The sequence below is a fragment of the Verminephrobacter aporrectodeae subsp. tuberculatae genome (assembly GCF_026127385.1).
Lineage (GTDB): Bacteria > Pseudomonadota > Gammaproteobacteria > Burkholderiales > Burkholderiaceae_C > Acidovorax > Acidovorax aporrectodeae.
In genome coordinates this window covers 1,096,816-1,116,424 of sequence record NZ_QZCX01000002.1, presented here as the reverse complement: position 1 = coordinate 1,116,424, position 19,609 = coordinate 1,096,816, and the positions used below count along the sequence as shown (strand labels likewise).

Annotated in this window: 14 protein-coding genes and 2 pseudogenes; 9 read left to right on the top strand and 7 right to left on the bottom strand. The window is 64.4% G+C overall.

Going from position 1 to position 19,609, the window contains the following annotated elements:
- Window positions 1-45: 45 nt before the first annotated feature.
- The 6 genes and pseudogenes from D5041_RS13085 to D5041_RS13055 all read right to left on the bottom strand — a co-directional run.
- The gene (locus D5041_RS13085) at window positions 46-345 is read right to left on the bottom strand and encodes a hypothetical protein (protein ID WP_265284899.1); all 300 of its coding nucleotides are present in this window, start codon (window positions 343-345) and stop codon (window positions 46-48) included.
- 256 nt (window positions 346-601) lie between these two features.
- The gene (locus D5041_RS13075) at window positions 602-2,881 is read right to left on the bottom strand and encodes a methyltransferase domain-containing protein (protein WP_265284898.1); all 2,280 of its coding nucleotides are present in this window, start codon (window positions 2,879-2,881) and stop codon (window positions 602-604) included.
- A complete protein-coding gene (locus tag D5041_RS13070; RefSeq protein ID WP_010101020.1) occupies window positions 2,882-4,090 on the bottom strand; it encodes a tetratricopeptide repeat protein in 1,209 nt (402 codons plus the stop codon).
- The gene (locus D5041_RS13065) at window positions 4,087-5,349 is read right to left on the bottom strand and encodes an APC family permease (RefSeq protein WP_010101021.1); all 1,263 of its coding nucleotides are present in this window, start codon (window positions 5,347-5,349) and stop codon (window positions 4,087-4,089) included. The genes D5041_RS13070 and D5041_RS13065 overlap by 4 nt, the downstream gene beginning before the upstream one ends.
- 211 nt (window positions 5,350-5,560) lie before the next feature.
- The gene (locus tag D5041_RS13060) at window positions 5,561-5,848 is read right to left on the bottom strand and encodes an IS66 family transposase (RefSeq protein ID WP_407702281.1); all 288 of its coding nucleotides are present in this window, start codon (window positions 5,846-5,848) and stop codon (window positions 5,561-5,563) included.
- 11 nt (window positions 5,849-5,859) lie between these two features.
- Window positions 5,860-6,933, bottom strand: a pseudogene (locus D5041_RS13055) (ISL3 family transposase); the annotation flags it as partial.
- A gap of 333 nt (window positions 6,934-7,266) precedes the next feature.
- Between D5041_RS13055 and tnpC the strand changes: the two are divergent.
- Window positions 7,267-8,532: pseudogene (gene tnpC, locus D5041_RS22150) on the top strand (IS66 family transposase); the annotation flags it as partial.
- A gap of 87 nt (window positions 8,533-8,619) precedes the next feature.
- Here tnpC and D5041_RS13045 read toward each other — a convergent pair.
- Window positions 8,620-9,960: an IS4 family transposase gene (locus D5041_RS13045; RefSeq protein ID WP_265284896.1), complete on the bottom strand. Its 1,341-nt coding sequence runs from the start codon at window positions 9,958-9,960 to the stop codon at window positions 8,620-8,622.
- A gap of 274 nt (window positions 9,961-10,234) precedes the next feature.
- Here D5041_RS13045 and resB point away from each other — a divergent pair, with 274 nt between their 5' ends.
- The 8 genes from resB (at window position 10,235) to D5041_RS13005 (ending at window position 19,588) form a co-directional block, all read left to right on the top strand.
- Window positions 10,235-12,466, top strand: a complete 2,232-nt coding sequence (resB, locus tag D5041_RS13040) for a cytochrome c biogenesis protein ResB (RefSeq protein ID WP_265284895.1) — start codon at window positions 10,235-10,237, stop codon at window positions 12,464-12,466.
- Window positions 12,430-13,770, top strand: a complete 1,341-nt coding sequence (gene ccsB / locus D5041_RS13035; protein WP_265284894.1) for a c-type cytochrome biogenesis protein CcsB — start codon at window positions 12,430-12,432, stop codon at window positions 13,768-13,770. The genes resB and ccsB overlap by 37 nt, the downstream gene beginning before the upstream one ends.
- Window positions 13,771-13,952: 182 nt before the next feature.
- Window positions 13,953-14,312, top strand: a complete 360-nt coding sequence (locus D5041_RS13030) for a hypothetical protein (RefSeq protein WP_265284893.1) — start codon at window positions 13,953-13,955, stop codon at window positions 14,310-14,312.
- A 92-nt stretch (window positions 14,313-14,404) separates the two neighbouring features.
- Entirely contained in the window at window positions 14,405-15,748 is a 1,344-nt protein-coding gene (gene miaB, locus D5041_RS13025; RefSeq protein ID WP_265257107.1) for a tRNA (N6-isopentenyl adenosine(37)-C2)-methylthiotransferase MiaB, read from the top strand.
- Window positions 15,749-15,771: 23 nt separating this feature from the next.
- The gene (locus D5041_RS13020; RefSeq protein ID WP_029554415.1) at window positions 15,772-17,226 is read left to right on the top strand and encodes a sensor histidine kinase; all 1,455 of its coding nucleotides are present in this window, start codon (window positions 15,772-15,774) and stop codon (window positions 17,224-17,226) included.
- Window positions 17,219-17,875, top strand: coding sequence for a hypothetical protein (locus D5041_RS13015; RefSeq protein WP_265281185.1), 657 nt, complete (start codon window positions 17,219-17,221; stop codon window positions 17,873-17,875). Before D5041_RS13020 ends, D5041_RS13015 begins: the two co-directional genes overlap by 8 nt.
- An 18-nt stretch (window positions 17,876-17,893) precedes the next feature.
- A complete protein-coding gene (locus D5041_RS13010) occupies window positions 17,894-19,285 on the top strand; it encodes a sigma 54-interacting transcriptional regulator (protein ID WP_265281186.1) in 1,392 nt (463 codons plus the stop codon).
- A gap of 54 nt (window positions 19,286-19,339) precedes the next feature.
- Window positions 19,340-19,588 carry a hypothetical protein gene (locus D5041_RS13005; RefSeq protein ID WP_265281187.1) on the top strand — a complete coding sequence of 83 codons (249 nt, stop codon included), beginning with the start codon at window positions 19,340-19,342 and terminating at the stop codon, window positions 19,586-19,588.
- The last annotated feature ends 21 nt before the right edge of the window (window positions 19,589-19,609 follow it).

The following is a 19,609-nucleotide window of genomic DNA, read 5'->3' as shown; positions in this document are numbered from 1 at the left end:
GTGGCTCCCAAAAGAAATGGGGGCTGCTGCCAGCGCACTTTGCCATCAGTTGACCCATGCTGCAAGCGACAGCCTTGTCCAACGAGGTATGAGTCTGAAGGGGCGGTTGCAGGCCCCCAGCGAGGGTGGATTGATCATCAGGAAATGGTGGTCAACATGGGCGAGACGCGGCTCACGACAATCGCGCAAATTGAACAGTTTTTGGTCGCCAGCGCAGTGGTGCAATTCACCCCCAGCCAAGACGATGAGGAGCGCTACGCGCACATCAGCCGCGTGCTCAAACGCTTCGACTATCCGCGCCTTGGCAAGGCCGACAAAGGGGTACTGCTGCGTTACCTGGGCCACACCAGCGGCTACAGTGATCGGGTGGGCCGTGGGCCCGGGGGGCTGAGTAGTTACCTTGGGCCAAGGTCAAGCAAAAAATCTCGGGCTGCTTGCGCACCTTTGCCGGGGCGCAAAGCTTCTGCACGATCCGCTCCTATCTGGACACTGCTCGCACGCATGGGGTTGGCATGCTTGAGGCTCTACGGGCAGCCTTCAATGGGGCTCCGATGGAGTTCGTCGGTAGCGGCTGAATAGTCACGCGTGACTTTGTATGAGTTCATGTCGCCGACGGTTCGCACTTCGGTGTGCCCACTTGCCAATCGGTGGTAGGCGGCGTGCCATTGAGCACCCAGTCACCGATCGCCCGCTGCTTGAACGCCACAGGGTTGTGACTGGCGACCGTCCTAGAGTTCCGCCAATGTCGGTCGAGATCGCGACTGATACTCGTTGCCGAAGCACCCAGCGCGTCGAACAGGAGGGTCGCCGAGCGGGGTACCAATTCCGAAATGATCACCTGGGCCTGCTCGGAGCGAATTTCCGCCATCATGTTCGCCTCACGATCCTCTGGCGAGTCGCGCCCCGCGACGCCTGTTTCCGAGGCGCGCTGCAGAGCCTCCGCCACCCCGCGGGCGAGAGCCCGTGCCGTGTAGGCCAAAGATGAGATCTCTCCGATGATCGACTGGATGTTGGGATCGTCCTTGGCCAGCGCGGCGGTGCTGTGCGAATAGTTGCGGCTGCGGTTCCGCACAGCCTCCGCGATGTCTCGCTCCACGGCAACCGCGATGCCAGCCTGCACCACCAGCAAGATCCACTGGTAGAGCGCGGTCTGATATTGAATACGGTCCTCCATGGGGCCCACATCGCGGGGGGCGACCCGCGCCCCATCGAGGATCAGTGTGCCCGTGCCCGTCGTGCGCTGGCCGAATCCGTCCCAATCGTCACGAACCGTGACACCCGGCTGATGGACCGCGACGAATCCGGCCACGCCCTGCCCGTCGTAGGTCCCTGACACATCTGCCCAGTCCGCGAAGATCGTCCCGGTCGTGTACTGTTTCTTGCCCGACACGGTCATTTCGTCGCCCGCGCGGATGAAAACTGTATTCTTTTGGCCCTGGACAATCGGGCCCGCCTCTGCCCAGGCGTTGCCCACCATCTCGCCGTCAAGCAGCCGGCGCAGCCATCGGTCGCGGTACTCGCCGGCGGGCCGGTGCACGATGTCCTCCACGAAGGCGATGTGACTGCGGAAGATTTGCACCACATTGGGATCTGCCGCAGCCACCTCGATGAGCACGTCTCCCCAATCGGGGATCGTCAACCCGTCACCCCCGAATTCCTTCGGGATGCGCAGCAGGCTGAAACCGGCATCCATCACGGCACGCACCTGCTCTCGTGGAAGCTCGTGGGCCAGATCCCGCTTGACCGCCCCCTCAGCCAAGCTCCCGGCCGCCGCCATCACACGTTCCCGGGCCGTCGTGTCGGCCATCGGGGGTGCGTCACTTTTTTTTAGGGGTTTCAGCACCACCTGGAGCGAGGAGTTCCCGAAGGCCTCGGTGTCGGTGTTGAGGCTCGCGAACGCCTCGAAGCCCGCAGCGGTCAACTCGGCGAGCAGCAGTTCCGGGGAACGTTCGGCATAGTGCAGCACCTCGAGATCGATCGGCTTGCGCTCGCCGTCGATCGCGACGTAGCGGGTAATGGTACGTCCCGGCACGAGATCGGCGGCGATGGCATCGTAGTCCTTGATGGTGTGAAAGCCGCGACCCCAGTTTGCGGCACAATGGTCGACGACGAAGTAGCCTCCCGGACGGAGCACCTCGAAGACCCGGGCGATGTGACGTGCCCGGTCCTCGGCTCGGTCGAGCATGTGTAACGCACCCATGTTGAGGGCCACATCGAAGGATGCCGGCGGCACATCACGCAGGTAGATGATGTCCTTCTCGATGAATCCGTCGACGGGAAGACCCTCTTCACGTGCCCTTTCACGAGCCTTTCCCAGAGCACTGTGCGATACGTCGAAGGACGTGACGCTACGACCGATCCGGTTCCGCAATAGGTAGAGGCTGTCTCGCCCCTCCCCCGTGCCAAGGTCAACGATGTCGCCGACGAACGCCTCCGGGTATCGTGCGAGGATCTCACGCAGGCTCGCGTTCTCAGAGAACGGCTCCCACGAGGCCGCGCCATACTCGTAAACCTTTGCGTAACGGTCCTCATACCCGAAGTAATAGCCTTTCTCTTTAACATACTTCCGCATTGCTGAGACGATCGGAAAGTCCGCCGGTATCTCGTTCTTCTGCCACTCCACACTGCCGACGCTGATGTACTCCGTCTGCGGGAACATGGCCACGACGATGACTCGTTCGCCCGCCGAAATGCCAATCTTCTCGCCGACACCGAAGACGGCCACCCCCTCCCGCAGTTCCTCCTCGGAATATTCGTCACCTTCAGCGGGCATCCGGTAGAAACCCAACCTTCCCCGCGTGACTGTCAGCAACGCTGGCTCGGGATAGACGAGTTGTACGGCTTTTTCCACGTCCAGATGGACGTTGATCTGGTCGGTCACTTAAGACTCCTTCGTGAGTGAGTGGATATGGGAACTGAGGTGATCGCGCGGTTTGCTGCCGCGCAAACAGTAATCGGCGGCGTCTCGTGTCCAATGAAAGATGCTCTGCTGAAGCTTGCTGCCGCCGACCCGCAACTGCCGTCGCTTCAGGGCGGGGCTCATTGCCCTCACAGCCGTCGCGTAGTCCAGCTGCACGAAGGCGGCGATACCCGAGAACAGCGGCAGGCACACAGAGTGGAAGAAATCCGGTGATTCCCGGGCCCGGCAGGACTCGACCACCTTGTCGAAAAGGCAATAGTCCTCTACCTTGGCAAAGGTCATTGCGGCGTGTAGGTCGTTGAAGATGTAACTGGAGTCCGCCGGGTAGGCCTGCCAGGCCTGCGCCAGCATCCGCCAGCGGGGTGCTAGCATCTTGGAGAGAGCCTCGCCCCCCAATAGATCCAACCGCCACAGCAGTGCAACCGCATCTAGATCCTCCCACGCGCAGACCCGACTTTTGCGCCGCACCTCCAAGTCATAGCAGAGCAAAACCCGATCCAACTCACCCTCGCCGATGAGGCTGATAGCGTAGTGCCACCACATGTGGATACGCATGGGCTCCTCCGGACCCCACCCGTTCGAGTAGCTGGAGATGGTAGCCATGGCCGCCAGATTCTCGTTCAGGCTCTGCAACGCATGCACCTTGGCGTGGAGCGCGTAGACGTCATCATAGTTGGTGCTCAGGGCCCGTTCCGCTGACGCGATGGCCTCAGAATAATACCCGCATTCCTCCAGGGCGAAAGAGAAGAGGCCCTCACTGAGGCCGGCCGCACGGCGGGACATTGTGGGACGCAGCTCGATGAGATCGCAGCCCGTTTTGAGCATTCCCTCCTCGTCGCCTAGATAGAAGTCCGCCATGTGCGCCAGGAATCCGACGAGTAACGCGCGCGCTCCGGTCAAGCCCCTCAGGCTCGTTGCCAGCAGTTCGCGAGCACCCAGCAGATCCCCCCGGGCCCAGGTCAGCATCGCCTCGCGCACGGCACCATACTCGCGATCAAGCGCGGATGGGGACACTGCCTCCAGGATGTTGATGACCTCGCGAAACCGTGGAGCCTCCATATCGATGACTGCCTCCGCGGCAACTACGAAGCCATGCAGCGGATCGGCATTGCGAACGGTACGGTCGAGGCGGAGCGCCACCAGATCTTCGATAACGACATCCAATGTCATGAGATCAGCCCTCTCCGGAAGATTGACCGCAGCCCGAAGTACGCGAACGCAATGAGGAACTGAACGACCAGCATCTTCCCGAAGAATGGCAGCAATGCAACCACAAAAATCCCAGTGATGATGGGCGGCAGCCAGGAGGTCAGTCGCTTGGGGCGAGTCAGACGCACATAAGCGAGGGCGCACAGCCCATAGGTGATGACGGCCGACCCGCCCACTATCATGGCCGCGTCCGAGATCTGCACCCAGCCCAGGTACATCACAAACAGAACGATCGTGTACGCCGCGAGCAGCACGAGCACGCTCGACTGGAAGGATCCTTTGCTGTTACGAATCGCCATCTTCCCGGGCAAGCTGCCGGATCGAGCGAGCGACGCGCCGAGAGATGACGTACCCCATATGATCGCGGTCGCACTTCCCACCACGATCATGATTGCGATCGCCGTGGCGAGCCAGCTCGCCCAAGAGCCGACCGCTAGCCGAAGGACAAGGGCGAGCGGCGCGGTCTGAATGTCCTGCTGACCCGGTGGAACAACGCCGAGGACGGCCGCAGTCGATCCGGCGTAGAGCCCGCCGATGATGACCATGGAAACGACAATGCTGATGATGAAATCACGCTTGGGATTACGAAACTCTTCGGCAATCGACGAAACGTTTTCCCATCCCACGTAAGCCCACATGATGAGGGCGGCGGCCGAGCCAACGGACGACCATCCATGTGGCAGCAACGGCTGGTATGCCTCCGCGTGAACCTTTGGAAAGCTGACAAGTATCGTGGCGAACAGCAGCACGATAATCGCGCCGGTGATCGCGGACTGGGCGTGTGCGGATATGCGCGTGCCGATGATGTTCAATATGCAAGACGAGCACAGTATTACCCACGCTAGAACGTAGGTCGCTGTTCTCGGTAGCCCGAACTCGTAGTGCGCGTACGCGAGACCGGACAGCATGACCGCTGGTTGCCCGAAAGGTATAACCCAGAAGTAGAGCCAACCGGTCAGGTCACCGAGCGTGTCGCCGAATGCGTTGCGTACGAAGGAACTCACGCCGCCGGCGTCTGGGAGAGCGGACGACAGTCGCCCGAACATCAAGGCGATCGGAAGGCAGATGACGGACACCGCGACCCACGCGATTAGGGCGCCCGCGCCCGCGGTCGCGGCCGTCAATCCTGGTAGAACCAAGATTCCACCGCCGAGCACCGACGATACATAAAGGGCTATAGCGGTGCTGACATTGACGTGCTTTTTGTGTTCAGTGACCATAATTCTTCTCCCAAAAACGGCTTCCCTCTTCTTCAGTCCAGATCAAAGGTGTTATCGCTGATGCCGTCACTACCGCTACCCCTTTCTTCGATTGCTTGATGAAAAATAAGTGACTGTTCAGCCGCTACCGACAAACTCATTCCGTTATACATAAGCCATGAAAACCTATACAAATCAACAACTTACAGCTGTTGACCGCCGTGTGAGCGGTTCATGTCGATCCTATACAAATCAAGCACTTACGACACTTCATCGCCAGCGGCATCGGTTGAAAGCGGGCTTGTGTATAACGAAATGCGACAAACTCCATCGGAGCACCATTGAACGCAGCCCATAGTGCCTCAAGCATGCCAATCCCATGCTTGCGAGCAGTGTCCAGATAGGAGCGGATCGTGCAGAAGCTTTGCGCTCCGGCAAAGGTGCGAAAGCTACCCGAGATTTTTTGCTTGACCTTGGGCATCCGGATCGCCCGCTCGGCCAAGTTGTTCGTGAAAGGCACCGACAGGTCGCGCGCAAAGGCTCTTCGTCGTTTCGTGTGGAACACAACTGCAACTCGGCTCCAGCCTGCTGTGCGCTGTTGTGCACCTTGGCCCTCGCATACACCGCGCGCAACGCCATCTTCAACCTCCATGCCCGCGCGCTCTTGAGCAGCGAGCGCTGCAACCAATGCATTGCGTCGGTTTGCTTGGCGCTCCAACTTTCGGGGTTGCGCCGCATCCCCCACATCAGTTGCTTGAGTGTCTTGCGTTCGTCGTTATCGACTGCCGACTCCAAGGCCGCTCGCACCGCCGGGGCATCCTGCGCCATCTCCGTGCGCCGCACCTGATCCATTGCGTCCATGGCCATCGCCACCACATGGAACCGGTCGTAGCTGATCTGCGCCTGCGGCAACGCCAACCCCACTCCCTTGGCGTAGGCCGCGCTCATGTCCATGCACACATGTTCGACCTGTGCGCTGTCGCCACCATGGGCCTTCAGATCGTCAACAAAATCGAGCACCGTCTTGTGCTCGCGTCCCTCGGTGGCAAACAGCAGTCGTTTGGCATCGAGGTCATGCACAACGGTGATGTAGTTCTGCCCCCGGCGCACACTGGTTTCGTCTATGCCCACGATGCGCACATCCGTAAAACTCTCCTTGCTGCGGGCCTGCTCGACATAAAACTCGATGCGCCGCCACAGTTGCTTGTCAGAACAGCGCAGCAATGCTGCCGCCTGGCTCACCGGCAAGTCACGACACAGGGCCAAGGCGAATGCTTCAAAGGCCACCGTGAAGCTCGAGCCTGGACGGGCCCAGGGCACCAGCATCTGCGTGGTCTTGCCACAGTCACTGCACGCAATGCGCGGCACCTCGCAATGCAGCCAGGTCTCGAACTGGAAGAAGTCCAGATGACGCCAAGAGCGGTGCAGCCGGTCATGAATGGGCTGTGCGGCAGCCCCGCAGGTCGGGCACGCCAGGGCGGCGCCTTGGCAGCCAACCTCGAAATCGATCCGGCGGTCGGTGGTGTTGAGCTTGACGTTCTCGACAACCCACGGCGCTTGCAACCCCAGCGCATTGGTGAACAGCGCTTCCATTTCAACACTCATCAGACACTCCCATGCTCAACACCAACCCGACGGACCTGCCGACAAGCCCAAGGCGACCTGCCCATCAGCATCCACTACCAGCGGCTATTGTGCATGTTGGTTTCCACACGAAACGACGAGGAGCCCTTGCGTTTCTCCGCGATGCGCTGTCCATACCCGGATCGACCCAGGGAAATGCGGGAAGCCTGCTGTGCTAAATGTCCCATATCCATACCCCCGTTCCTGTGCGGCAAGATAATAGATTCGCAGGAACTATAAATCCAAACTTCCGCACCTTAGTCTAGGTGATTACCCTTGGGATCTCCAGATTCTCTTGGACATGCGTATCGCGCAGTGCAAGTGGATGCCCTGCGAATCGAAGTCAACGAACTGCAAGCGCGGCTCAATCTGAACAGCCGCAACTCCAGCAAGCCACCCTCGAGCGATGGGCTCAACAAACCCCAACCCAAGTCATTGCGCAAGGCCGGGCAACGGCCGGTCGGCGGACAGAAGGGGCACAAGGGTCATACCCTGTGCCAAGTGGCCGAGCCCAATGTGGTCGTCACCCATGCACCGCCCGAGCATTGCGATGTCTGCCACGGTTCCTTGGGTCAGGCCAGCGTGGTTGAGGCCCGGCAGGTTCACGATCTGCCTGATTTGCGCCACCAAGTCACCGAGCACCGCGTGCTGCAAGCGATCTGCAACTGCGGCAAGACCCACCGTGGCGCATTCCCTGCGGACGTCACCGCCGCGGTGCAATACGGCCCGCGCGCGAAGGCCGCAGCCGTGCACCTGAACCAGTACCAGATGCTGCCACTCAAGCGCACGGGTGAAGTGATGGGCGACCTCTTTGACATGCCCATGTCCGAGGCAACGATTCTGAGTGCCAACGCTGAGGCTGCCCAGGTGCTGGCACCCACAGTCACGGCCATCGCGCAGGAGTTGGTGAACCAGCCCATCGTGCACGCCGACGAGACGGGCCTGCGCGTGAACAAATCGCTGCACTGGCTGCACGCGCTGGTCACCGAGAAGCTGACTTGGCTGGGGCGACATGAGAAACGTGGCATGACAGCGTTCGTCGAGCATGGCTTCCTGCCCCTGTTCAAAGGCACGCTGGTGCACGATGGCTGGGCGTCCTATCGCAGGCTGGGCAGTAGGCACAGCCTGTGCAACGCGCACCATGTACGCGAACTGACGTACGTGCATGAGCAACTCAAGCAGGACTGGGCGGGTCGATCGATTAAGGTGCTGCTGTCCGCCAACAGCCTGATCCATCAACTGCGTGCACAGGGTCAGATCGACTACGCGGCGCCTGAGCATCAGCTGCGAGTGCAGGTTCTGCGCGGTCTGTTCGAGGCAACGTTGGCCGAAGGCGATCTGCTCAATCCACGCGTGCAGGCCAATGGCCAACGCGGTCGCATCAAGCAGAGCAAGGCCGCCAACCTGATCGGCCGGCTACGCGATTACAGCGATGACGTTTGGCGTTTCATGACGGACCCGAACGTGCCTTTCACGAACAACGTGGCCGAGCAGGCTGTGCGCATGCCCAAGGTCAAGCAGAAGATTTCCGGGTGCTTTCGGACAAGCGACGGGGCGGATATCTACTGCATCATCCGCTCTTACTTGGCGACGCTGAACAAGCAAGGAGCCAAGCTGTTTGACGCGCTCATCCAAGCCTTTCTGGGCGCTCCGGTTCAACCCATTTCGTTATACACAAGTCTCCTGAACCTGAAGCTCGCGACAGAACCTGATGCCAGCGGCAAAGTCAAGAATGCGTTGCATTCCCAACCAGATGGTCTTGACTCCGGGCTCACCATCGCGCTTTCGCGCAAGAAAGCCCCCCAGCCTGGCAATCAGCCGCACCACCTCGTTGAGCGTGGGCGGTTCCTTGGGCAACTCTTGCTTGTTCAGGATGTACGCCGCTTTCCATTCGTCGGGCTCGAACATCAGCTGCGCATCCAGTTGCGGGCAGCTACGCCCCAGCCGCATCAGCCGGGCAATGCGCCACGCCACCACCATGTACAGCACCACCGCGCGTTCTATCTTGCTGACACTGCCCAACTGCAAGGCTTCGATCCGGCAACCGTTCTTGAGCACATGAAAGAACATTTCGATCTCCCAGCGCGCCCGGTACCAGTCGATCATCCGGGCGGCCTGCTCCAGGGTCTCCACGGGCAAGTTCGTCAGCAATCTCCATTCGATGGGCTTTTCGCCATTCGCCAGCGCCTCCTCCCGGGCAACGATGCATGTGGCCTGCACGAATCCGCCGTGGCCATCGGGCAACTTCAGCGCTTGCGCCCACACTTGCTGTACCACTTCACGAGGGCGCGACCCCTGGCGCGAGGCAAGTGTGAAACGAATCTCTCCCTGCGACTCGCCCGCCGTCACCCGGTTCCACTGTTTGTCGTCTTCTTCTTCGAGAACCCGGTTGTGTTTGCTGCGCAGCAACCAGTCCACTGGATTGCCCAAGTCACGTGCTCGCACCATCAGGGCCATGATGTCAGCCTCGCGGTCGGCCACGTAGACCAGTCGTGTATTGGGCAACTGCGGGGCCATCTCGGCCAGTCGTTCGTAGCCCTCTATCCAGCGCAGGCTTTCGCTGACGCCAGGACGGCTACCATCGCTGTGGCGCGGCTGTCGTGCCCACATCCACGCATCGAGTACACCCAACGGCTCGCGCGAGGTGGAGATGGCGTACGTGGGGTGCAGGTACATGCCGCGCTGGGCCTCGTAGCTCAGTGGCCCCAACCCCTTGGCCTCTTGCCCATTGAAGTTCAATTCGGTGGTGTCCTGGATGCACAAAACATGCTCGTGCGCCGCCATGCGGGCCACCGAGTTTTCGATGTGCGGCGCCAGGATGTCTTCCCACTGAACCGCCTCATTGCCAAAGAAGCGGTAGGCCCCGATGGTGTCGGCCCAATCGCCGCAGGCTTGGGGAATGCTGGCTGTGGGCTTGGCACTCAAGCTCTCGATCAGGCGGATCGCACGCTCTTTGCGCCTGGGGTCCCCCAGGTTCATGCTCTTGAATTCCGTGACTGTCCAGTTCATTGTATGCTTTCGCTATGAAATGAGTAGCATAGCTCATGCGAGGGGGCTTGTGTATAACGAGATGTGTTCAACCTTGCTTTGGTTGATCGGCTGGGCCGTGGGGCCGGGGGCTGAGTAGTTACCAATAAGCGGGGCATCGAGGCAGTCAATGCGTTCGGTGTTTTGAAGGACTGCGCCGGCGTGCTGGTGCATGACTGCCGGGCGCCAATCACACGGATGTCCTTGCAGGACAATGGATCTTCCTGCGCGCATGGGCTTACACTCCTGGGCCCGCATGCCGCCGATCTCCCGCACCCCGCCGCTTTCATCCATTCATCCCTGTCCGACAGATACCCAGGGCCTGCGCCTGCAGTCCGGCTCCCGGGCCCTGCGCGCCGGGGTCGAGCTGCTGTCCTCAATGCGCTTTGCGATCTCGCTGCTGACGCTGATCTGCATTGCCTCGGTGATCGGCACGGTGCTCCGGCAGCACGAGCCGGCGGTCAACTACGTGAACCAGTTCGGTCCTTTTTGGGCCCGGCTCTTTGCCGCGCTCGGGCTCGACGCGGTGTACGGCGCCTGGTGGTTCTTGCTCATCCTGGCGTTCCTGGTGCTGAGCACCTCGCTATGCATCGCGCGCAACACGCCGAAAATTCTCGTCGACCTGCGGACCTGCAAGGAAAACATCCGCGCGCAAAGCCTCGCGGCCTTTCACCACCGGGCGCAGGCGGATCTGCCCGCGTCTGCCGAGGCGCAGGCGCGCCGCATTGGCGCGCTGCTCGCGGGCGGCGGCTGGAAGGTGCGCCTGCAGCAGCGCGACAGCGCGGCGGGCCCCGCAACGGGCTGGATGGTCGCCGCCAGGGCCGGCGCCGCGAACAAGGTCGGCTATATCGCCGCGCACAGCGCCATCGTGCTGGTGTGTCTGGGCGGGTTGCTCGACGGCGACCTCATGGTGCGCGCCCAGATGCTGCTCGGCGGCAAAACGCCCTACCAGGGCGGCGGCTCGATCGCCGACGTGCCGCCCGGGCATCGCTTGTCCGAGCGCAACCCCAGTTTTCGCGGCAACCTGCTCGTGGCCGAGGGCGCACGTTCGGGCACGGCCGTCCTGAACCAGTCCGACGGCGTGCTCTTGCAGGAGCTGCCGTTTGCCATCGAGCTCAAGAAGTTCATCGTCGAGTACTACTCCACCGGAATGCCCAAGCTATTCGCGAGCGAGATCGTCATCCACGACAAGGCCACGGGGCAGAAGACGCCGGCGCGCGTGGAGGTGAACCATCCTGCAAGCTACGGGGGCGTGGAGATCTACCAGTCGAGTTTTGACGACGGCGGCTCACTTGTGCAGCTGCGCGCCGTGCCCATGGCGGCGGGTGTCCACGCGTTCGAGGTGCAGGGCGTGGTGGGCGGCTCCACGCAGCTCACGCGCCAAGGCAGCGGAGCGGGCAGCGAGTTGCTGACGCTGGAGTTCACGGCGCTGCGCGCGATCAACGTCGAGAACTTTGGCGCGGCAGACTCCGACGGCAATGGCGTGGACGTGCGCGCGGTCGACCTGCGCGCGGCCGTGCAGGCGCGCCTGGGCGCGGCGAACAAGACCGCCACCCGAAAGGAACTGCGCAACGTGGGCCCCAGCGTGGGCTACAAGCTGCGCGATGCGGCGGGCCAGGCGCGTGAATTCCACAACTACATGCTGCCCGTGGACATGGGCGACGGCGTTCCGGTATTCCTGCTGGGGGTGCGCGAATCACCGGCGCAGCCCTTTCGCTACCTGCGTATTCCGGCCGACGGGCAGGGCGCAATGGATGGCTTCGTGCGCCTGCAGGCCGCGCTTGCCGACCCCGACGCGCGCGCGCAGGCCGTGCGCCGCTACGTCGCGCAGGCCGTGGACGCCACGCGCCCCGATCTGGCCGAGCCGCTGCGCCAGTCCGCCTTGCGCGCGCTGGCGCTGTTTGCGGGCCAGAGCCCGGTGGACGGCAAGCCCGGCGGCGGGCTACAGGCCATCTCCGACTTCATGCAGGCGAATGTTCCCGAGGCCGAGCGCGCGCGCACGAGCGAGGTGCTGGTGCGCATTCTCAACGGCTCTTTGTTCGAGTTGGCCCAGTTGTCGCGCGAGCGCGCCGGCCTGCCGCCGCTGCCGCAGGACGAACAGACCCGGGGCTTCATGACGCAGGCCGTGATCGCGCTCAGCGACGCGCAGATCTACCCCGCGCCGATGGCCTTTGAACTCAAGGATTTCACGCAGGTGCAGGCGAGCGTCTTCCAGGTGGCGCGCGCGCCTGGCAGAAACGTCGTCTACCTGGGCTGCGCCTTGCTGATTCTGGGCATTTTTGCCATGCTCTACGTGCGCGAGCGGCGCGTCTGGGTCTGGCTCACCCCCCGGGGCGACGGTTGCCAGGCCAGCATGGCCCTGTCGAGCAACCGCAAAACCATGGACGGCGATCAGGAGTTTGCCCGGCTCGCACAGAAACTGATCGGAGTCCCACCCCACGAAAGCAGCGCATGCATACCGCCACCACGACCACCACGATCACCCTGAACCAAGGTTTCTTCGCCCGGCGCAGCGGGTTTGACTGGCTGTTTGCCGCCATCGTGGCCGCGGGCGGCCTGTACGCGCTGCAGCGCTACGGCGGCTACATGGACGCCTACGAGCAGGGCATCCTGCTCGGGGCCATTCCCGGCGCGCTCTGGCTGGGCTGGTTCTGGCGCCCGCTGCGGGTGCTGATGCTCGTCGTCGCTGCGGCGGCGCTGCTGGCGATCGGCCTGTACCAGCAAGACGGCGCGGGCAGCCTGGCGCGCGCCGAGACGGTGTTCGCCCTGAAATACTTTCTGTCAAGCCAGTCCGCGATCCTGTGGATGAGCATGCTGTTCTTCATGAGCACCGCCTTCTACTGGATCGGCATGTTCGCGCGCGGCGAGGGCCGGGCCATGGGCCTGCTCGGCGCGCGCATCGCCTGGGCGGCGCTGGCCATGGCGCTCATCGGCACGCTGGTGCGCTGGTACGAGAGCTACCTCGTCGGCACGGACGTCGGCCATATCCCGGTGAGCAATCTGTACGAGGTGTTCGTGCTGTTTTGCTGGATGACCACTGCGTTCTACCTGTACTACGAGCAGCAGTACGGCACGCGCGCCTTGGGCGGCTTCGTGATGCTGGTGGTGAGCGCGGCGGTCGGCTTCCTGCTCTGGTACACCGTGGTGCGCGAGGCGCACGAAATCCAGCCGCTGGTTCCCGCGCTCAAGAGCTGGTGGATGAAACTGCACGTTCCGGCGAATTTCATCGGCTACGGCAGCTTTGCGCTGTCCGCCATGGTGGCGTTTGCCTACCTCGTCAAGCGCCAGGCCGCGCAAACCCGCTGGTACCGGCTGGCGCCCCTGTGGCTGCTGGGCGTGGCGCTGTGCTTTGAACCCGTGGTCCTGCGCCAGGGCGCAAGCGAGAACGCGGGCAGCTACTGGACGGTGTACTTTGGCGTCTCGGCCTTGATCGTCGCGGGAATCCTGCTCGGGCGCACGCGCATTGCGCAGCGCCTGCCGGCGTTCGAGGTCCTGGACGACATGATGTACAAATCCATCGCCATGGGCTTTGCGTTCTTCACCGTCGCCACCGTGCTCGGCGCGCTGTGGGCCGCCGAGGCCTGGGGCGGCTACTGGAGTTGGGACCCGAAGGAAACCTGGGCGCTGATCGTCTGGCTGAACTACGCCGCCTGGCTGCACATGCGGCTCATGAAGGGCCTGCGCGGCACCGTATCCGCCTGGTGGGCGCTCACGGGCCTGGCGGTCACCACCTTTGCGTTTCTGGGCGTAAACATGTTTTTGAGCGGGCTGCACAGCTATGGCACGCTCTGAATCTGCCGGAGGCGGGCCACCAGGGGGCGCAACATTTGGCGACCTGCCGCGCCCGGGCATGCCTGCCGATGGCGCCTAGAATCGCGCCTTCAGCCCCTGGATGTAAACCATGAACCGCTGCACCACGACCCCACCCCTTCCGCCCCCCACGCCCCCGCTGGCGCGCATGGTTTGTCTGCGCCTTGCTTGCCACGCTGCTGCCCGCCGCCGCGCAAGCGCAGTCCGCGCCGGGCGCGGGCCGCAGCTTTCCGCAGCGGGCGCTGCGCGGCATACTGACTCTCGTGAGCACCTCCGAGGCCACACTCAACGGCCAGCCGATCCGCCTTGCGCCGGGCCTGCGGCTGTTCAGCCCGCAAAACGCCTTGGTCATGGCGCATCCCCTCATCGGCCGGCCCCTCCGGGTGAATTACCTGATCGAAGTCAGCACGGGCATGCTGCACACCGTCTGGATCCTGACCGAAAACGAGGCCGCGCAGCCCCGCAAGGGCAGCGCAGCGATCATCAGCAACATCGTCACCCACCCGAACGCGGTGTCGAAGTAGCGCGCAATCCGTGCGCGTTGGCGCACCTGCCGGATGCGCAGTCGCCGCGCCACACAGGCAGCGGTGTCCGTTCGCCATTTGGGAAAATTTCCATGGTCAAAAAAGTCTTCATCAAAACCTTTGGCTGCCAGATGAACGAGTACGACTCGGACAAGATGGCCGACGTGCTGCGCGCCGCGCAGGGCTACGAAACCACCCGAAACCTGGACGAGGCCGACCTGATTCTGTTCAACACCTGTTCCGTGCGGGAAAAGGCGCAGGAAAAGGTCTTCAGCGACCTGGGGCGCGTCAAGCACCTCAAGGCCCGGGGGGTCAGGATCGGCGTGGGCGGCTGCGTGGCGAGCCAGGAGGGCGCGCAGATCATCGAGCGCGCGCCCTATGTGGACCTGGTGTTCGGCCCGCAGACCCTGCACCGCCTGCCCGAGATGCTCGAACAGTGCGAGCGCCTGGACCGGGCGCAGGTGGACATCAGCTTTCCCGAGATCGAAAAGTTCGACCACCTGCCACCCGCCCGCGTCGAAGGCGCAAGCGCCTTTGTCTCGGTCATGGAAGGCTGCAGCAAATACTGCAGCTACTGCGTGGTGCCCTACACGCGCGGCGAAGAGGTAAGCCGGCCCTTCGACGATGTGCTGGTGGAGGTGGCGGGCCTGGCCGAACAGGGCGTCAAGGAGGTCACGCTGCTGGGCCAGAACGTGAACGCCTTCCGGGGCCGGATGGGCGACACGGCGGAGCTCGCCGACTTCGCGCTGCTGCTCGAATACGTGGCCGAGATTCCGGGAATCGAACGCATCCGCTTCACCACCAGCCACCCCAACGAGTTCACGCCCCGCCTGATCGGCGCCTACGCCCGCATCCCCAAGCTGGCCAGCCACCTGCACCTGCCCGTGCAGCATGGAAGCGACCGCATCCTGATGGCGATGAAGCGCGGCTACACGGCCATGGAGTACAAAAGCACGGTACGCAAGCTGCGCGCCATCCGCCCCGCCCTGGCGCTGAGCAGCGACTTCATCGTCGGCTTCCCGGGCGAGACGCAGGACGACTTCGACAAGACGATGCGGCTCATCGACGAGATCGGCTTCGACAACAGCTTCAGCTTCCTCTTCAGCCCCCGCCCCGGAACGCCGGCCGCCAGCCTGCACGACGCCACGCCGCACGCGGTGAAGCTGCGCCGCCTGCAGCAGTTGCAGGGGGTCATCGACGCGAACATCCAGTCGCTCAGCGCCGGCCTCGTGGGCACGGTGCAGCGCATTCTGGTGGAGGGCGCATCCCGGCGCGACGCCGCCGAACTCATGGGCCGCACCGAGTGCCGGCGCGCGGTCAACTTTGCCGGCCCGCCCCACCTGGTGGGGCAGATGCTCGACGTGACGATCACCGAGGCCCGGCCCTACACGCTGCGGGGCGCGGTGCCTGCGCCTGCCGCAGCCCGGACCGTCTGAGGTGCAGCGGGACGGACGCGACCATGCCCCCGGAAAGCCCGCACAGCGCGCCCGGGCGGACATCCGGTTCGCATGGACCCTCGTTTCAGCAACTCCTGCTGTTGGCGTTCCTGCTCCTGGCCGGCCTGCTCGGCGCGAGTTCGCTGCGCGCGCTCCACACCCTGGAGCAGCTCATGCTGCAAAGCCGCGATGGCGCTGCGCAGGCCACCGATCTGAGCGCGGCAGCGCAGGCGCTGAGCCAGCGCGGGCAGGCGCTGGAGCGCGCGGCCCGGCAGTCTCTGGTGCTGCACGACCGGCCCTTGCGCCGCAGCTTCGAGAGCATGTCCGTGGAGGCGCAGGCGATTCTCGAACGGCTGCGCGCAGGGGCGCTGCCTGCGGACCAGGCCCGTCAATGGCGCAGGCATCTGGACGCGATCGAGGCGCTGCTGGACGCGCCCCCGGAGCGGGCGCTGGACAACGAGCGCCTGGTGGCCGAGGAGTTCGTGGCGCTGGCCGCGCTGCACGCCGCCATCGTCGCATCGGTGCAGGACATGAATGCCCGGCGCGCCAAGGAATTGCAGGGCCGGATCGAGGCCAGCCAACGCAACGTGACGCACCAGGTGGTGGGCGCGATCGTTCTGGCGCTGGCGCTCGCGCTGGCGCTGGGAATCTGGCTGGCCCGCCCGTTCAAGCGCCTGGAAGGCGCGATCCGCCGGCTCGGCGAGAACCGGCTCGATCAAGCCGTCCTCATCAGCGGCCCCGGCGACGTGCGCCGGGTCGGACAGCAGCTCGAATGGCTGCGCCTGCGCCTGCTGGAACTCGACGCCGACAAGGCGCGTTTTCTGCGCCATGTCTCGCACGAACTCAAGACGCCGCTGGCCGCGCTGCGCGAGGGCGTGGCGCTGCTGCAGGACGGGGTGACCGGCGCGCTGAACACCGGCCAGCGCGAGGTGACGCAGATCCTGCAGCACAACACGCTGGTGCTGCAGCGCGAGATCGAGGCCCTGCTGCGTTTCAACGCGGCCGCTTTCGAGGCGCGCCAGTTGCAGCGCCAGGACACCGACCTGCTCGCGCTGCTCGAAGCCCAGGTCGAGTCCCAGCGCCTGCAATGGCAGGCGAAAGACCTGCGGGTGCAGATCGAAGGGCCTGCGCTGTCCCTGCAAATCGACGCCGACAAGATCGCTGTGGCCGTCGGCAATCTGCTCTCGAATGCGATCCGCTTTTCACCCCAGGGCGCGACGGTGCGGCTGACCCTCTCCTGCCCGCCGGGGTGGGTGCGGCTGGACGTCTCGGACCAGGGCCCCGGCGTCGCCGAGGACGACCGTGAGCGCGTGTTCGAGCCCTTCTACCGCGGGCTGCACCAGCCCGGCGACGCGGTGCGCGGCACCGGAATCGGCCTGTCCATCGTTCGGGAATACGTGGCCGCGCATGGCGGCCAGGTGCGCGTGGTGGACGCTGGCGATCACTCCTTTTTTCGCATGGAGCTGCCGCATGCCTGACCGTCTCGCGCTGCACGCCGGCGCCGCTTTGCGCCGCTTCCTCTCGCCGGGCAGGGCGGCCTTGCTCGGGGCGCTCCTGCTGGCCGGCTGCGGCGCGCCCGACACCCGGCCGGCGCCCACCATGCCTGCCGCCGCCGTGGCGCCCGCCGACGCAGCGTCGTCAACGCCAGGGGACGGGGTCGCACCGCCGGCCCTGGAAGACCCGGTCGCGCAGTGGCTGGCGCAGGCCGCGCGCATCCTGCGCCTGGCGCCGGCCGACCTCACGCAGGAGATCACCCGCCTGGACGCGGCGCAGGAAGCCTCCCGGCAGGCCCCGCTGCTGCTCGCCATGGCGCTCGCACAGACCCGCCAGCCAGCAGACACGGCGCGCGCGCTGGGGCTGGTGCAGCGGGTACTGGGCGACAACGCCCCGGCCGCCCAGACCCTGCACCCCTTGGCGCAGTTGCTCGAGTCGCGCCTGCTGCTGCAGCGCCGGCTGGAAGAGCAACTCGACCGCCAGGCCCAGCAGCTGCGCGATTCCCAGCGCCGCAACGAGCAGCTCAACGAGCAGCTGGAAGCCATGCGCGCCATCGAGCGCAGCCTGACGACCCGCCCCGCAGCGCCGCCCGCATCCGGCAACGGCGGCGCGCGCCCCCGGCCCGCGCAATAACGCCGCGCCGCAACGCCCATGGCCGCCCCCCCCGCGCGCATCCTCATCGTCGATGACGACGCCGACATGCTGCGGCTGCTCGCGCTGCGCCTGAGCGCCGCAGGCTACGCGGTGGTGGCCGCAGAATCGGCCGAGGCCGCGCTGGCGCAACTCGACCTGGTGCACCCGCAGCTCGTGCTCAGCGACGTGCGCCTGCCGGGACGCGACGGCCTGGCCCTGTTCGACGAGGTGCGCGCACGGCACCCCGCGCTGCCGGTCATCCTGCTCACGGCGCACGGCAACATTCCCGACGCGGTGGAGGCGACGGCGCGGGGCGTTTTCACCTACCTCACCAAGCCCTACGACGGCAAGGAGCTGCTCGGGAAAGTCGCGCAGGCCCTGGCGCTCAGCGCTCCATGCGCCCCGCAGGCGCAAGCCAACGAGGACTGGCGCGCGGGGATCGTGAGCCGCTCCAGCCGCATGCACGATCTGCTCACCGAGGCCTACATGGTGGCCCAGTCCGACGCCAGCGTGTTGCTGCTGGGCGACAGCGGCTCGGGCAAGGAGATGCTGGCCCGCGCCATCCACCGCGCCAGCCCGCGTGCGCGCCGCCCCTTCGTGGCCATCAACTGCGCGGCCATCCCCGAGGCGCTGCTCGAATCCGAGCTCTTCGGTCACGTCAAAGGCGCCTTCACTGGCGCACAAGGCCCGAGCAAGGGGCTGTTCCAGGCAGCCGAAGGCGGCACGCTGCTGCTCGACGAGATCGGCGACATGCCGCCCGCGCTGCAAGTCAAGCTGCTGCGCGTGCTGCAAGAGCGCGCGCTGCGTCCCCTGGGCGCGGTCAAGTCGATTCCCATCAACGTGCGCATCGTCTCGGCCACGCACCACGACCTGGAGTCCGCGCTCGCCACGGCCCAGTTCCGCGAAGACCTGTACTACCGCCTGAACGTGGTCACGCTGGTGCTGCCCCCGCTGGCCGAGCGGCGCGAAGACATCGCGCTGCTCGCGAACCATTTCCTGGACCAGCTGGCGCGCAAGTACGACAAGCGCCTCTCGGGCTTTGCGCCCGAGGCGCTCAAGGCGCTGGCGCTCGCCGCCTGGCCCGGCAACGTGCGCCAGCTCTACAACGTGGTCGAGCAGGTGTGCGCGCTGTCCACCACGCCCCTGGTACCGCTGCCGCTGGTGCAGCGCGCGCTGCGCACGCCATCGACCCCGGTGCTCAGCCTTGCGCAGGCCCGCCAGCGCTTTGAACGCGACTACCTGGTGGGCCTGCTCAGGATGACCGACGGCAACGTGACCGACGCGGCGCGCCTGGCGCAGCGCAACCGCACCGAGTTCTACCGCCTGCTGCAAAGGCACGCGCTGGCCCCCGAAAACTTCAAAAACGACCCCGCAGACGACGACACTGTCGCCGCTGGGCGACAAGACTGAACGTCAGTATGTTGACCCGAAAATATCGGCACATGGAACTGCACCTTTCGCGCCATGGCTGCGTTGCAAATTCTCGCTGATATAAAGGGTATCTCTGCGGATTTCGCCCTGCCATGGCGCGAAATGCAACAGTTTTATTTTGTGCCGCTATTTGCGGGGAAAAACACCAGTTTGTACCGGTATTTCCCCGCTTTGGCCTTGTACCCTGTCGCCAGATGGCGACAGATTGCGGCTCCAAAGACGCCAATCCAGGGGCATGTACCCCTGCTTACACGCGCTTCGCGCGCCAAGCCATTGATTTAAAACAGTTTTTCAAAGCTGGCA